General features: G+C 57.6%; 13 protein-coding genes. 8 read left to right on the top strand and 5 right to left on the bottom strand.

Annotated features, from left to right (window positions below; genetic code table 11):
- Positions 1-3: 3 nt before the first annotated feature.
- From gsiA to gsiD, 4 genes are read left to right on the top strand one after another with little or no spacing between them, the layout of a single operon-like run.
- Positions 4-1,875, top strand: a complete 1,872-nt coding sequence (gene gsiA / locus O1721_RS11240; RefSeq protein WP_032668745.1) for a glutathione ABC transporter ATP-binding protein GsiA — start codon at positions 4-6, stop codon at positions 1,873-1,875.
- 23 nt (positions 1,876-1,898) lie between these two features.
- Positions 1,899-3,437 carry a glutathione ABC transporter substrate-binding protein GsiB gene (gene gsiB / locus O1721_RS11245; protein WP_032647821.1) on the top strand — a complete coding sequence of 513 codons (1,539 nt, stop codon included), beginning with the start codon at positions 1,899-1,901 and terminating at the stop codon, positions 3,435-3,437.
- 5 nt (positions 3,438-3,442) lie between these two features.
- Positions 3,443-4,363: a glutathione ABC transporter permease GsiC gene (gsiC, locus tag O1721_RS11250; RefSeq protein WP_006809475.1), complete on the top strand. Its 921-nt coding sequence runs from the start codon at positions 3,443-3,445 to the stop codon at positions 4,361-4,363.
- Between the two features lies 1 nt (position 4,364).
- Entirely contained in the window at positions 4,365-5,276 is a 912-nt protein-coding gene (gene gsiD / locus O1721_RS11255) for a glutathione ABC transporter permease GsiD (RefSeq protein WP_015571027.1), read from the top strand.
- Positions 5,277-5,339: 63 nt separating this feature from the next.
- Here the strand turns inward: gsiD and rimO are convergent, their stop codons facing one another.
- Positions 5,340-6,665 carry a 30S ribosomal protein S12 methylthiotransferase RimO gene (gene rimO / locus O1721_RS11260; RefSeq protein WP_017693743.1) on the bottom strand — a complete coding sequence of 442 codons (1,326 nt, stop codon included), beginning with the start codon at positions 6,663-6,665 and terminating at the stop codon, positions 5,340-5,342.
- A 217-nt stretch (positions 6,666-6,882) separates the two neighbouring features.
- Here rimO and bssR point away from each other — a divergent pair, with 217 nt between their 5' ends.
- Both bssR and O1721_RS11270 read left to right on the top strand, forming a co-directional pair.
- The gene (bssR, locus tag O1721_RS11265) at positions 6,883-7,266 is read left to right on the top strand and encodes a biofilm formation regulator BssR (RefSeq protein WP_003858412.1); all 384 of its coding nucleotides are present in this window, start codon (positions 6,883-6,885) and stop codon (positions 7,264-7,266) included.
- A 106-nt stretch (positions 7,267-7,372) separates the two neighbouring features.
- Entirely contained in the window at positions 7,373-8,491 is a 1,119-nt protein-coding gene (locus O1721_RS11270) for a PQQ-dependent sugar dehydrogenase (protein ID WP_017384889.1), read from the top strand.
- Here O1721_RS11270 and O1721_RS11275 read toward each other — a convergent pair whose 3' ends face one another.
- Positions 8,492-9,118, bottom strand: a complete 627-nt coding sequence (locus tag O1721_RS11275; protein ID WP_032647822.1) for a glutathione S-transferase family protein — start codon at positions 9,116-9,118, stop codon at positions 8,492-8,494.
- Between the two features lie 243 nt (positions 9,119-9,361).
- Between O1721_RS11275 and dacC the strand changes: the two genes are divergently transcribed.
- The gene (gene dacC / locus O1721_RS11280) at positions 9,362-10,567 is read left to right on the top strand and encodes a serine-type D-Ala-D-Ala carboxypeptidase (protein ID WP_023296184.1); all 1,206 of its coding nucleotides are present in this window, start codon (positions 9,362-9,364) and stop codon (positions 10,565-10,567) included.
- An 84-nt stretch (positions 10,568-10,651) separates the two neighbouring features.
- On the opposite strand, the gene deoR is transcribed toward dacC, so the two are convergent.
- From deoR to O1721_RS11295, 3 genes are all read right to left on the bottom strand, one after another.
- Entirely contained in the window at positions 10,652-11,410 is a 759-nt protein-coding gene (deoR, locus tag O1721_RS11285; protein ID WP_017384886.1) for a DNA-binding transcriptional repressor DeoR, read from the bottom strand.
- Between the two features lie 67 nt (positions 11,411-11,477).
- On the bottom strand, positions 11,478-12,086 hold the full coding sequence (gene ybjG, locus O1721_RS11290; RefSeq protein WP_015571025.1) for an undecaprenyl-diphosphate phosphatase: 609 nt from the start codon (positions 12,084-12,086) through the stop codon (positions 11,478-11,480).
- Positions 12,087-12,093: 7 nt separating this feature from the next.
- The gene (locus O1721_RS11295) at positions 12,094-12,822 is read right to left on the bottom strand and encodes a phosphatase PAP2 family protein (protein WP_032647824.1); all 729 of its coding nucleotides are present in this window, start codon (positions 12,820-12,822) and stop codon (positions 12,094-12,096) included.
- Positions 12,823-12,989: 167 nt separating this feature from the next.
- Here O1721_RS11295 and O1721_RS11300 point away from each other — a divergent pair, with 167 nt between their 5' ends.
- Complete coding sequence (locus O1721_RS11300; RefSeq protein ID WP_032647826.1) at positions 12,990-14,222, top strand: MFS transporter; 1,233 nt, start codon at positions 12,990-12,992, stop codon at positions 14,220-14,222.
- Positions 14,223-14,225 lie beyond the last annotated feature (3 nt).

Genomic DNA, 14,225 nt, shown 5'->3' on the forward strand with positions numbered 1-14,225 from the left:
TGCGTGCCGCACCGTGAAGAGCTGGACAACTGCGAAGTGCTGGCTGTCCACCAACTGAATATTGCGTTTCAGGAAGAGCGGCAGTTCATCCCCGCAGTACAGAATTTATCGTTTTCGCTCAGGCGCGGCGAGACGCTGGCGATTGTTGGCGAATCAGGTTCCGGTAAATCCGTTACCGCGCTGGCGCTGATGCGTCTGCTTGAGCAGACGGGCGGGCAGGTCACCAGCGAGCGGATGCTGTTGCGCCGTCGCAACCGTCAGGTTATCGATCTCAACGAGCTGAGTGCGTCCCAGATGCAGGGGGTGCGCGGGGCAGATATTGCGATGATTTTTCAGGAGCCGATGACCTCCCTGAACCCGGTTTTTCCGGTGGGCGAGCAGATTGCCGAATCTATCCGCCTGCATCAGGGACTGAGCGGTGATGAGGCGCTCAACGAAGCAAAACGGATGCTGGAGCTGGTGCGTATCCCTGAGGCGCACGCGATTTTGTCCCGCTATCCGCATCAGCTTTCCGGCGGCATGCGCCAGCGGGTGATGATTGCGATGGCGCTGTCGTGCCGTCCGGCGGTGCTCATTGCGGACGAACCCACCACGGCGCTGGATGTCACCATTCAGGCCCAGATCCTGCAACTGATTAAGGTGTTGCAGCAGGAGATGGAGATGGGGGTGATTTTCATCACCCATGATATGGGGGTGGTGGCGGATATTGCCGATCGGGTGCTGGTTATGCATCAGGGCAATGCCGTGGAAACCGGCACGGTGGAGCAGGTCTTTCATGCGCCGGTGCATTCTTATACCAAAGCGCTGCTGGCGGCGGTCCCGCGTCTGGGGGCCATGAATGGCAGTGATTTTCCGCGCCGTTTTCCGCTGTTCTCTCAGACCGAACAGGGCCAGCAGGAAGACGAAACCGAGCAGGATACGGTGGTTCCCGGCAGGCCAATCCTCGAAGTGCGTGACCTGGTGACCCGTTTCCCGCTGCGTAGCGGGATCCTCAATCGCGTGAAGCGCGAAGTGCATGCGGTTGAAAACGTCAGTTTTGATCTCTGGCCGGGCGAAACGCTGGCGCTGGTGGGGGAGTCCGGCTGCGGTAAATCCACCACCGGGCGGGCGCTGCTCAGGCTGGTGGCGTCGCAGGAGGGGAGCATCACCTTCAACGGTGAGCGCATCGACACGCTCCCTAACAGTAAATTGCAGGCGGTGCGCCGGGATATTCAGTTTATATTCCAGGATCCTTATGCGTCGCTCGATCCGCGCCATACGGTGGGGTACTCGATTATGGAGCCGCTGCGGGTGCATAACCTGCTCGACGGTGAAGCCGCGCAGCGCCGCGTCGCATGGCTGCTGGAGCGCGTGGGCCTGAAGCCGGAGCATGCCTGGCGTTATCCGCACGAATTTTCTGGCGGTCAGCGTCAGCGTATCTGCATTGCGAGGGCATTGGCCCTCAATCCGAAAGTGGTGATTGCGGATGAGTCCGTGTCAGCGCTGGATGTCTCTATCCGCGCGCAAATCATCAATCTCCTGCTCGATTTACAGCGGGATTTGGGCATTGCGTTTCTGTTTATCTCCCACGATATGGCGGTGGTGGAGCGGATCAGCCATCGCGTGGCGGTGATGTACATGGGGCAAATTGTTGAAATCGGCCCCCGTCGGGCGGTGTTTGAAAACCCGCAGCACCCTTACACCCGCAAGCTGATGGCTGCCGTACCGGTTGCCGATCCTGAGCATCGTCACGCCCAGCGCGTGCTGTTGCAGGACGAAATGCCGAGCAATATTCGTAAACGGGGCGAAACCCTGGAGCGCGTGGCGCTGCGTGAGGTGGGACCCGGTCATTTTGTCGCACCACCGCGTCAGGGCAATGCATTCTCGCGGTTATAACTTACAACAGGCAGGAGAACACAATGGTTCCTTTTGTTGCTCGTAAATGGCTGCTGGCCGCGAGCGTGACGGCTGCGCTGGCCGCCGTCCCCGCGTTCGCGGCGAAAGATGTGGTGGTGGCTGTGGGGTCTAACTTCACGACCCTGGATCCGTATGATGCCAACGACACTCTTTCTCAGGCGGTGGCAAAATCCTTCTACCAGGGGCTGTTCGGCCTGGACCGCGAAATGAAGCTGAAAAACGTGCTGGCGGAAGGCTATACCGTGTCGGACGACGGGCTGGTCTATACCGTTAAGCTCCGTACCGGCGTGAAGTTCCAGGATGGCACCGACTTCAACGCCGAGGCGGTTAAGGTCAACCTGGATCGTGCCAGCAATCCGGAAAACGGTCTTAAACGCTACAACCTGTATAAAAATATCGCCCAAACCGAGGTGGTTGATCCGGCAACGGTGAAGATCACCCTCAAAGAGCCGTTCTCGGCGTTTATCAATATCCTGGCGCATCCCGCGACGGCGATGATTTCGCCCGCCGCCCTGAAAAAATACGGCAAAGAGATTGGATTCCACCCGGTGGGGACCGGACCGTACGAACTGCTCACCTGGAACCAGACCGATTTTGTGAAGGTGAAAAAATTCGCCGGATACTGGCAGCAGGGGCTGCCGAAACTGGATACCATCACCTGGCGGCCGGTAGTGGACAACAACACCCGCGCCGCAATGCTGCAAACCGGCGAAGCGCAGTTTGCCTTCCCGATCCCGTACGAACAGGCGGCGCTGCTGGCGAAAAACAGCAAGCTGGAACTGGTGGCCAGCCCGTCGATTATGCAGCGCTACATCAGCATGAACGTCACGCAGAAACCGTTTGATAACCCGAAGGTGCGTGAAGCCATCAACTACGCCATTAACCGCCAGGCGCTGGTGAAGGTGGCCTTTGCCGGCTACGCCACCCCGGCGACGGGCGTGATGCCGCCAACCATTGAGTACGCGCAAAGCTATCAGCCGTGGCCTTACGATCCGGCGAAAGCGCGGGAACTGCTGAAAGAGGCGGGCTATCCGAACGGCTTTAGCACTACGCTGTGGTCGTCGCATAACCACAGTACCGCGCAGAAGGTGCTGCAATTTACCCAGCAGCAGTTGGCGCAGGTGGGCATTAAAGCCAGGGTTACGGCGATGGATGCCGGACAGCGAGCGGCGGAAGTGGAAGGCAAAGGACAGAAAGAGAGCGGCGTGCGGATGTTCTACACCGGCTGGACGGCTTCAACCGGTGAAGCGGACTGGTCCCTGTCGCCGCTGTTTGCTTCCCAGAACTGGCCGCCAACGCTGTTCAATACCGCGTTCTACAGTAATCCGCAGGTGGATAAAGATCTGGCCGATGCCCTGAAAACCACCAAACCGGAAGAGAAAGCACGCCTGTACAAAGAGGCGCAGGACATTATCTGGAAAGAGTCGCCGTGGGTGGCGCTGGTGGTGGAAAAACTGGTCTCAGCCCACAACAAAGCGCTGACCGGTTTTTACATCATGCCGGATACGGGCTTTAGCTTTGATGACGCGGATTTGAAATAAAACTCATGCTGAATTATGTGTGTAAACGCCTGCTGGGGCTTATCCCGACGCTGCTGATTGTGGCCGTGCTGGTGTTTTTGTTTGTCCATATGCTGCCCGGCGATCCGGCGCGTTTGATTGCCGGACCGGAAGCGGATGCGACGGTTATTGAACTGGTGCGTAAACAGCTCGGTCTTGACCAGCCGCTGTACAGGCAATTTCTGCGTTACATTGGCAATGTCCTTCAGGGCGATTTCGGCATCTCAATGGTGTCGCGTCGTCCGGTGTCGGAGGAGATCGCCAGCCGCTTTATGCCTACCTTCTGGTTAACGATTGCCAGTATGAGCTGGGCGGTTGTCTTTGGCCTGGGCGCGGGGATTGTCGCCGCCGTCTGGCGCAACCGCTGGCCGGATAAGCTCGGTATGGCGCTGGCGGTCACCGGCATCTCTTTCCCGGCGTTTGCGCTGGGCATGCTGCTGATGCAGATTTTCTCCGTCGAGCTGGGCTGGTTGCCGACCGTCGGGGCCGACACCTGGAAGCACTACATTCTGCCCTCTATGACGCTAGGCGCGGCCGTTGCGGCGGTTATGGCCCGGTTTACCCGCGCCTCGTTTGTCGACGTGCTGAGCGAAGATTACATTCGCACCGCGCGGGCAAAAGGGGTGAGTGAGAAATGGGTCATTCTGAAGCATGGTTTTCGTAATGCGATGATCCCGGTGGTCACGATGATGGGGCTACAGTTCGGCTTCCTGCTGGGGGGCTCTATCGTGGTTGAGAAGGTCTTTAACTGGCCGGGGCTGGGGCGCCTGCTGGTCGACTCGGTCGATATGCGTGACTATCCGGTTATTCAGGCTGAAGTCCTGCTTTTCTCGCTGGAGTTTATTCTTATCAACTTAGTGGTGGATGTGCTTTACGCCGCCATTAACCCGGCCATCAGGTATAAGTAAGATGCGATTACTGAACTGGCGTCGCCAGGCCATTTTAAACGCTATGCCGGGGATCAGGCCGGACCATATTCGCACCCCGTGGGTTGAGTTCTGGCGTCGATTCCGTCGTCAGCCCGTCGCTATGGTCGCCGGGTTGTTTGTGTTACTGCTGATCCTGGTGGCGATTATCGCCCCCTGGATAGCCCCGTTTGATGCGGAAAACTACTTCGACTACGACCGGCTGAACGATGGTCCGTCGATGATGCACTGGTTTGGCGTGGACTCGCTCGGGCGCGATATTTTTAGCCGCGTGCTGGTAGGGGCGCAGATCTCACTGGCGGCCGGGGTCTTCGCGGTGCTGATGGGCGCAGCAATTGGCACCGTGCTGGGGCTGGTGGCCGGGTACTACGAAGGCTGGTGGGACCGCATCATCATGCGTATCTGCGACGTGCTGTTTGCCTTTCCCGGTATTCTGCTGGCGATTGCCGTGGTGGCGGTGATGGGCAGCGGCATGGCGAACGTCATTATCGCCGTGGCGGTATTCTCGATTCCCGCTTTCGCGCGTCTGGTACGTGGCAACACGCTGGTGCTGAAGCAGCAGACCTTTATCGAGTCGGCGCGCAGCATGGGAGCCAGCGATGCCACCATCCTGTTCAGCCATATTCTGCCGGGAACGGTCTCGTCTATCGTGGTCTATTTCACCATGCGCATAGGCGTGTCGATTATCTCGGCGGCCAGCCTGTCGTTTCTGGGGTTAGGGGCACAGCCGCCGACGCCGGAGTGGGGCGCGATGCTGAACGAGGCGCGGGCGGATATGGTGATTGCGCCACACGTGGCGATCTTCCCGAGCCTGGCGATTTTCCTGACCGTGCTGGCGTTTAACCTGCTGGGGGATGGGCTGCGCGACGCGCTGGATCCGCGGATTAAGGGGTAGTGCAGTGAAATGTGCCGGGTGGCGGCTACGCCTTACCCGGCCTACAAAAGGGAAGCTGGGTGTTTAAACCCGGCTACCCCACAGGTCATACTCATCCGCGTTTTCAACCTTCACGCGAATAATATCACCCGGCTTAACCTGTGTTTCGCCGTTCAGGTACACCGCGCCATCGATTTCCGGTGCATCCGCCATGCTGCGGCCAATCGCGCCTTCTTCGTCCACTTCGTCGATAATCACCAGAATTTCGCGGCCCACTTTCTCCTGCAAGCGTTCAGCAGAGATCTGCTGTTGCAGCTGCATAAAGCGGTTCCAGCGCTCCTCTTTTACCTCTTCCGGTACCTGGTCCGCCAGCTCGTTGGCCGTTGCGCCTTCAACCGGGCTGTACTTGAAGCAGCCGACGCGATCCAGACGCGCCTCTTTCAGGAAGTCGAGCAGCATCTGGAAATCTTCTTCGGTTTCACCCGGGAAGCCGACAATAAAGGTGGAGCGCAGGGTCAGATCCGGGCAGATCTCACGCCACTGCTTGATGCGCGCCAGTTGGCGATCCACGGAGCCAGGACGTTTCATCAGCTTCAGAATGCGCGGGCTGGCGTGCTGTAGCGGGATATCCAGATACGGCAGGATTTTGCCTTCCGCCATCAGCGGGATCACATCGTCAACGTGCGGATAAGGGTAGACGTAGTGCAGGCGCGTCCAGATCCCGAGCTTAGCCAGCTGCTCGCACAGGCCGACCATGCTGGTTTTCACCGGCTCGCCGTTGTGGAAACCGGAGCGGTGTTTGACGTCCACACCGTAGGCGGAGGTGTCCTGGGAGATGACCAGCAGCTCCTTCACGCCCGCGTCGGCCAGGCGTTTGGCTTCTGCCAGCACCTCGCCAATCGGACGGCTCACCAGATCGCCACGCATCGACGGGATGATGCAGAAGGTGCAGCGGTGGTTGCAGCCTTCGGAAATTTTCAGGTAGGCGTAGTGGCGCGGCGTCAGCTTCACGCCCTGTTCCGGCACGAGGCTCAGGAACGGGTTGTGCTTTGGTTTGGGTACGTAGTGATGAACATGTTCCAGCACCTGCTCGTAGCTGTGCGGGCCGGTGATCTCCAGCACTTTCGGGTGCACTTCGCGGATCTGATCCACCTTCGCGCCCAGGCAGCCGGTGACAATCACTTTGCCGTTTTCCGTCAGGGCTTCACCAATGGCTTCCAGTGACTCCTGGACCGCGCTGTCGATGAACCCGCAGGTGTTGACGATCACCATGTCGGCGTTGTCGTAGCTTGGCACCACGTCATAGCCTTCAGTGCGAAGTTCAGTCAGGATGCGTTCGGAGTCCACCAGGTTCTTCGGGCAGCCGAGGGAGACAAAGCCGATTTTCGGCGGGTGCGTAACATTGCTCATAGGTTAAAAATTCATCAATTATGGAGTTATCAGGGCGGGATTTTACAGCGTATCGCGGGGGATTTATACACTCATGATGGCGCAGTTGAGGCGGGCAATCGTTGTAACATTGTAAAGAATGTTAATCATTTATCGTTTATTGATCTCAGGCATTACATTGTACAAAAAATGACCTTATCCTTAATAAGGTAACATGGCTGACAGGGGAGGAAATAGCATGTCCGTTGACAGACTGAAACGCGATCTGCTTAACAAGCTGATCAACGCCCGAATCGACCTGGCCGCATATCTGCAACTCCGCAAGGCGAAAGGGTATATGTCAGTCAGCGAAAGCGAAAATCTGCGTGATAACTTCTTTGAACTTTGCAATTTCATGCGTGAAAAAGCACCCATCCTGAAAGCGCACTACGCTGAAAGCGAATTAGTGGCGCTGCGCCGCGCCGCCGAGGTGCTCTCCATCGCCGGGGTCTGTTTGATGAACGGACGTCACGACTGCCCGAATTTTATTGCCGTTAACGCGGAGAAGCTTGAAAACTGCCTGACCACGCTCGCGCTTTGCATCATGTGTCTGAACAAGCCGGAAACGCTTGCCCGGCACTGAACCCGGGGGAGGCAACTCCCCCTTCTGATTAAGCTTTTGTAAAAGTGGTAACGCACCCGGGAACAGTGGCTAATCTTTAAGCCATATGTCGATAAAGGAGTGCGTTATGCCTCGATCCTCGCTGATTTTCCTTCCAGTCTTGTTATTCCCGCTTTCACTGCTTGCAGCACCTGAGACGGTTAAGGTCGACGTGCTACAGACAAAACTGGATCACCCCTGGTCGCTGGCGTTTCTGCCAGATAACAAGGGGCTGCTCATCACGCTCAAAGACGGGCAGCTTAAGCACTGGCAGGCAGGAAAAGGGCTCTCCGATCCGATTGTCGGCGTGCCGAAAGTGTGGGCGAGCGGCCAGGGCGGACTGCTGGACGTCGCGCTGGCCCCGGATTTTGCACAGTCGCGGCGGGTCTGGCTCAGCTTCGCCGAGGCAGGTAATGATGGCAAAGCGGGTACCGCCGTGGGCTACGGGCGGTTGAGCGATGACCTTTCGCGCATTGAGGGCTTCCAGGTGGTGTTCCGACAGATGCCGAAGCTCTCTACCGGCAACCACTTTGGCGGACGGCTGGTGTTCGACGGCAAAGGCTATCTCTTTATTGGCCTGGGTGAAAACAACCAGCGCCCGACGGCGCAGGAGCTGGACAAGCTTCAGGGCAAGGTGGTGCGCCTGACGGAGGACGGAAAAGTGCCGCCGGATAATCCGTTTGTGAACACCGCCGGTGCGCGCCCGGAAATCTGGTCCTATGGCATTCGCAACCCGCAGGGGATGGCGATGAATCCGTGGAGCGACACGCTGTGGCTCAACGAACACGGACCACGCGGTGGGGATGAGATTAACATTCCTGAGAAGGGCAAAAACTACGGCTGGCCCCTGGCGACGCACGGGATCAATTACAGCGGCCTGAAAATCCCGGAAGCGAAAGGCGAGCACGTTGAGGGCACCGAAAAGCCGCTGTTTGTCTGGAAAGTATCGCCCGCCGTCAGCGGCATGGCGTTCTACAACAGCGACGTCTTCCCGCAGTGGAAAAACAAGCTGTTTATCGGCGCGCTGAAGGAGAAAGACGTCATCGTGCTGAGCGTGAAGGGCAATAGCGTGACGGAGGACGGACGCATTCTGGGCGATAAAGATCAGCGTATTCGCGATGTGCGCGTCGGGCCGGATGGCTATCTGTACGTGCTGACTGACGAGACGGACGGGCAACTGCTGAAAGTCAGCCCGTCCAGGTCGTAATCAGGTCACCGGGATCATCACCACGTTGCGATACGCCGGGCGCTCGCTAAGCTGCTGGATCCAGCGCTCCAGGTGAGGGCGCGGGCTCCAGCTAAGACCCATGTTAGTGAGGTTCCAGACGAAGGGGGCGACGGCGATATCGCCCACGCCGAAGGTGTCGCCGGAGAACCAGGCGTGCTTCGCCAGTTCGTCGTCCATCATCGCGAACAGGGATTCGCAGGCGTCCTGGGCGGCATGAATGGCGGGATAATCACGTTCGGCTTCCGGCATGCGGATCAGCCCCATCAGGATCACCCGGTGCGTGGGGGAAAGCGTCTGGTTTGCCCAGTCCATCCATTTTTCGCCCTGCGCGCGGCGGGCTGGATTTTCAACCCACAGCCGACTCTGGCCGTACTGCGCGGCGAGATAACGCACGATGGTGTTGGACTCCCACAGCGTGGCGTCTGTCTCGTCATCGCGCAGCAACGGCACCAGTCCGTTTGGGTTCATCGCCAGATAGTCGGCGTCTTTATTCACCCCGAACGCCATGCCAGCCATGATTTGGTTGAAGGGTAAATCCAGCTCCTCCAGCGTCCAGAGCACTTTCTTCACGTTAGTCGAATTGTTCCTGCCCCACAGCGTAATCATATTTACTCCCGATGAGATGTTAATCCGAGTCAGCTTTTCGCCATGGTGAGATAAACCTAACAATTACGCAACAGATGCTAAAAAAAACGCCGCAATCAAAGCGTATCTGAATGTTATTGCATAAACTTTAAAAACTTTACCTGGAACAGGTTTCTTTGAACGCTGTAGTGCGCTATTACTCATCGCTTCTTGCGACACGGTGATTGTGACGTGATTTTTAGAATGGACACTCGGGTGGCATTTATGACGCAAAAAACTTCTTCTCTGCGCAGCCTGGCGGCAGGCTCGGCGCTGCTTTTCCTTTTTGCCCCAACGCTCCATGCGGCGGAACAGACGGCGCCCGAAGCGCCGCCTGTCGATGCGCGCGCCTGGATCCTGATGGATTACGCCAGCGGGAAAGTGCTGGCGGAAGGTAACGCCGACGAAAAACTCGACCCGGCGAGCCTGACGAAAATTATGACCAGCTATGTGGTCGGTCAGGCGTTGAAAGCGGGCAAGATCAAGCTGGATGACATGGTCACCGTCGGCAAAGATGCCTGGGCGACGGGTAACCCGGCGCTGCGCGGCTCGTCCGTCATGTTCCTGAAGCCCGGCGATCAGGTCTCCGTTTCCGATCTGAATAAAGGGGTCATTATTCAGTCGGGAAATGATGCCTGTATTGCGCTGGCCGATTACGTCGCAGGCAGTCAGGACTCATTCATTGGGTTGATGAATGGCTACGCGCAAAAACTGGGTCTGACCAACACCACCTTTAAAACCGTTCACGGCCTGGATGCGCCCGGTCAGTTCAGTACCGCGCGCGATATGGCGCTGCTGGGCAAAGCGCTGATCCATGACGTGCCGGATGAGTACGCCATCCATAAAGAGAAAGAGTTTACCTTCAACAATATCCGCCAGCCTAACCGTAACCGTCTGCTCTGGAGCAGTAACGTTAACGTGGACGGCATGAAAACGGGGACGACCGCCGGGGCCGGATACAACCTGGTGGCTTCTGCGACGCAGGGCGACATGCGCCTGATCTCGGTGGTGCTGGGGACGAAAACCGACCGCATTCGTTTTAACGAATCCGAAAAACTGCTGACCTGGGGTTTCCGCTTCTTTGAAACCGTCACGCCGATTAAGCCGGACGCCACCTTCGTCAGCCAGCGCGTCTGGTTTGGGGATAAAAGCGAAGTGAACCTGGGGGCAGGTGAAGCGGGTTCTGTCACCATTCCACGCGGTCAGCTGAAAAACCTGAAAGCCAGCTATACCCTGACCGAGCCACAGCTGACCGCGCCGTTGAAAAAAGGCCAGGTGGTCGGGACGATAGATTTCCAGCTTAACGGCAAATCCATTGAGCAGCGTCCGCTGGTGGTGATGGAAGCGGTGGAAGAGGGCGGCTTCTTCAGCCGGATGTGGGACTTTGTGTTAATGAAGTTCCACGGCTGGTTTGGCAGCTGGTTCAGCTAGGTTTTTGCCGGGTGGCGCCGCGCTTACCCGGCCTTCGTTCGAGCCGTTGTAGGCCGGGTAAGCGCAGCGCCACCCGGCACAACCTCAATACATCAACTTCACCTGCTGCGCCTTTGCATACGACACCAGCTCGTCATCCGGGCGGCAATCACTGACGATGGCGTCAAAGCGCGACAGTTCCCCCATCCTTGCCGGACGAACCTTGCCAAATTTACTGTGATCAACCACCAGCACATGCTGCTGTGCGGCGTTGAGCGCCCACTGTTTCACCGGTAACTCTTCAAGATTAAAACAGGTTGCCCCCTGTTTCACATTCACGCCCGCCGCAGAGTAAAAGGCGATATCCGGGCATACATTGCTCAGCGTGTCCTGAATATTCAGAGGTTTGAAGATGGCGTTGCTGGCATGAAACTCGCCGCCGCACAAAATCACCCGGCACGCCGGTTTCTCCTGCAAGGCCAGGAAGGTGTTTAGCGAATAACAGACGGCGGTAAAGGGAACGGTGCTGTCGATGGCCTCGATGATCCACGGGGTTGTCGTACCGCAGTCAAAAAACAGCGTTTGATGTGGCTGCACCAGCGAGGCGGCGAGCCGCGCGGCTTTGCGCTTCTCTTCCACCAGGCGTGTTTTTTGATCGCTTAACAGATAATGGCTGGCGCTACGCGGCTCCAGAACAATATACCCGCCAAGCAGCACAACGGGGGCGCTGTCGCTGTTCAGATCGCGACGAATGGTCATTTCAGACACGCCAAGCAGGGTAGCGGCTTCCTTAAGATGCAGCTTATCGCTGCGCTTCAGCGCCTGAAGCAGCTGAGCAATGCGGTCATCGCGACGTGTTTCCATAGATCCTCGGGCTAAAAAAGTGAGCCCCCGCAGGGCGGGGGCTCAAGTGTAACCTGACGGACCGGGGTTAGTCACGTATCCAGCCTTTGCGGATCGGAAGGGCAAACAGAACGCGATAGGCCTGTGATAATCCACGATAAAGCGCCGGACCAAAGAGGCTCCACAGGATGGCTGCGCTGACGCAGCCCATCAGCCCCACCAGGAAACCGCCGACCATATCCAGCGGCCAGTGCACGCCCAGGTAGACGCGGGACCAGGCGATGGCGACCGCCACCCCCATCAGCACCATGCCAGACCACAGGCGATGCCAGAACAGGAAGGCCAGCGCAAAGGTGAAGATCACCGTGCCGTGATCGCTCGGGAACGAGTCATCCGGCGCATGGTGCAGGAAGTTGTAGCCGACGCGATCGACAAACGGACGATCGTGCGGGAAGGCGTGGCCCAGCACGTAGCTTGCCAGCACGCTCACGCCGATCGCCATCGCCATTTTGATCACCAGATGGCGCTGGGCGGTGACCTGTGTACGAGGTCCCCATAACCAGAGGATCACCGCCAGCGCCGGTACAATGCTGATCACATCTTTCGCAATGAAGGTGGCGAGATCGATCATCCATTCCGGTGATGCTGGCGTGGCGTTGAGCAGGTAAAACAGTTCGTAGTTCAGATTTTCTAACATAATCTCGTTACTCTTTAGCAAACCAGGTGGAAACCAGCCCGTAAACCAGCACCTGGGAAAACCAGACCCACCACCCGGCCCACAGGTTGTGAGAGAAAAAATGCGCGCCGCGCATGACCTGCCCGAATCCCATCAGCAGCCCCATAACAACGCCTAACGCGACACAGGTCCAGGCCAGGCGTGGACGTTCACGCCAGAAGGCAAAAAACAGCCCCATCACCATAAACCCGCTTGAGGCGTGGCCGCCGGGAAAGCAGCGTCCCGGTCCGCTGCCTGCCGGAACGGCGCTGAACAGGGGATACGAGACGGCTTTGCCGCCATACTCCACCAGATCCCACGGACAGCTGTGGTGGCTTATGCTTTTCAGCACCCCAACTACCAGCGCCCCCAGCCCCATCAGAAGCGCGGCCGTCACCAGCCGGGCATTGCGTTTGTAAGCGCCGTAAATCAGCGATGCGGCAGCCAGCGCAATGGTCACATATTTCGCCAGCCGATGGTTCAGCAGATCCAGCAGCGGGTTTTGCTGTAGCGGGAAATGGTGCGTCGCCGCGTCATACCAGAAGCCGGTTATCCATCGGTCAAGCGATTCATCGCGCGAAAGCCAGGTAAAAAGCAGCGCAAGGACGATCAGCCCGAAAAGCTGATAACCATAAAAGCGGGCAGGCAAACGGTAAAGGCTTTTTGTCTTATTTGTCGGTAACTTAGATAATTCTGAAGGGCTGACGGCGTGTGTCATAGTTTCGGTCAATAACGTGAAATAGCACTATCATAGGGAGGGCAACTTAAGGAAACCTTAAACAACAACGATAAGTGCCTTATTTCTGTGTTTTCACGTGATTATGCTATCTCAGACAGCGGCAATTCATTACACTCATCGCGATTTTTTCATACTAAAGAGATTGCATGATAAACCGTTCTTCTTCCGGTAATCGTCTGGGTCGTCAGGCGTTACTTTTTCCTCTGTGTCTGGTGCTTTACGAATTCTCTACCTACATCGGCAACGACATGATCCAGCCAGGCATGCTGGCTGTGGTTGAGCAGTACAACGCAGGTATTGAGTGGGTACCTACATCCATGACCGCCTATCTGGCGGGCGGCATGTTTTTACAGTGGCTTTTAGGGCCGCTGTCGGATCGTATTGGCCGCCGCCCGGTGATGCTGACGGGCGTGGTGTGGTTTATTGTCACCTGTCTCGCCACGCTGCTGGCGCAGAACATTGAGCAATTCACGCTGCTGCGTTTCCTTCAGGGCGTGAGCCTGTGCTTTATTGGCGCCGTGGGCTACGCCGCTATTCAGGAGTCGTTTGAGGAGGCGGTATGTATCAAAATAACCGCGCTGATGGCGAACGTGGCGCTGATTGCGCCGCTTCTGGGGCCGCTGGTGGGAGCCGCATGGGTCCACGTTGCGCCGTGGGAAGGGATGTTCGTCCTCTTTGCCGCGCTTGCGGCCATCTCTTTCTTTGGGCTGCACCGTGCGATGCCGGAGACCGCCACCCGCCTGGGCGAAAAGCTCTCGCTTAAAGAGCTGGGGCGTGATTATAAGGCGGTGCTGAAAAACGGCCGTTTTGTCGCGGGCGCGCTGGCGACGGGCTTTGTCAGCCTGCCGCTGCTGGCGTGGATTGCCCAGTCGCCGGTTATTATCATCAGCGGCGAGCAGCTTAGCAGCTATGAGTATGGCCTGTTACAGGTGCCGATTTTTGGCGCGTTGATTATCGGTAACCTGGTGCTGGCGCGTCTGACGTCACGTCGTACCGTGCGTTCGCTGATTATTATGGGCGGCTGGCCCATTGCGGCAGGGCTGATTATCGCGGCGGTGGCGACCGTAGCCTCGTCTCATGCGTACCTGTGGATGACGGCGGGGCTGAGCGTTTACGCGTTTGGTATTGGCGTGGCGAATGCCGGTCTGGTACGCCTGACGCTGTTTGCCAGTGAAATGAGTAAAGGCACGGTGTCTGCCGCGATGGGGATGCTGCAAATGCTGATTTTCACCGTCGGTATTGAGGTGAGCAAGCATGCCTATGCTTTCGGCGGTAACGGACTGTTCAGCCTGTTTAACCTCGCCAACGGCGTGCTGTGGATTGCCCTGATGGTGGTATTCCTGAAAGACAAACGCGTCGGAAACGCCCTGCAACCGTAATTC

Source organism: Enterobacter cloacae complex sp. HYC033_NIDB (assembly GCF_056673335.1).

Coding starts and splice junctions, on each gene's coding strand:
- O1721_RS11270 (WP_017384889.1), top strand. CDS start 7,373: ATGCCTCGATCCTCGCTGATTTTCCTTCCAGTCTTGTTATTCCCGCTT.
- gsiD (WP_015571027.1), top strand. CDS start 4,365: ATGCGATTACTGAACTGGCGTCGCCAGGCCATTTTAAACGCTATGCCG.
- ybjG (WP_015571025.1), bottom strand. CDS start 12,086: ATGTTAGAAAATCTGAACTACGAACTGTTTTACCTGCTCAACGCCACG.
- O1721_RS11295 (WP_032647824.1), bottom strand. CDS start 12,822: ATGACACACGCCGTCAGCCCTTCAGAATTATCTAAGTTACCGACAAAT.
- O1721_RS11275 (WP_032647822.1), bottom strand. CDS start 9,118: ATGATTACGCTGTGGGGCAGGAACAATTCGACTAACGTGAAGAAAGTG.
- deoR (WP_017384886.1), bottom strand. CDS start 11,410: ATGGAAACACGTCGCGATGACCGCATTGCTCAGCTGCTTCAGGCGCTG.
- rimO (WP_017693743.1), bottom strand. CDS start 6,665: ATGAGCAATGTTACGCACCCGCCGAAAATCGGCTTTGTCTCCCTCGGC.
- gsiC (WP_006809475.1), top strand. CDS start 3,443: ATGCTGAATTATGTGTGTAAACGCCTGCTGGGGCTTATCCCGACGCTG.
- gsiB (WP_032647821.1), top strand. CDS start 1,899: ATGGTTCCTTTTGTTGCTCGTAAATGGCTGCTGGCCGCGAGCGTGACG.
- O1721_RS11300 (WP_032647826.1), top strand. CDS start 12,990: ATGATAAACCGTTCTTCTTCCGGTAATCGTCTGGGTCGTCAGGCGTTA.
- bssR (WP_003858412.1), top strand. CDS start 6,883: ATGTCCGTTGACAGACTGAAACGCGATCTGCTTAACAAGCTGATCAAC.
- dacC (WP_023296184.1), top strand. CDS start 9,362: ATGACGCAAAAAACTTCTTCTCTGCGCAGCCTGGCGGCAGGCTCGGCG.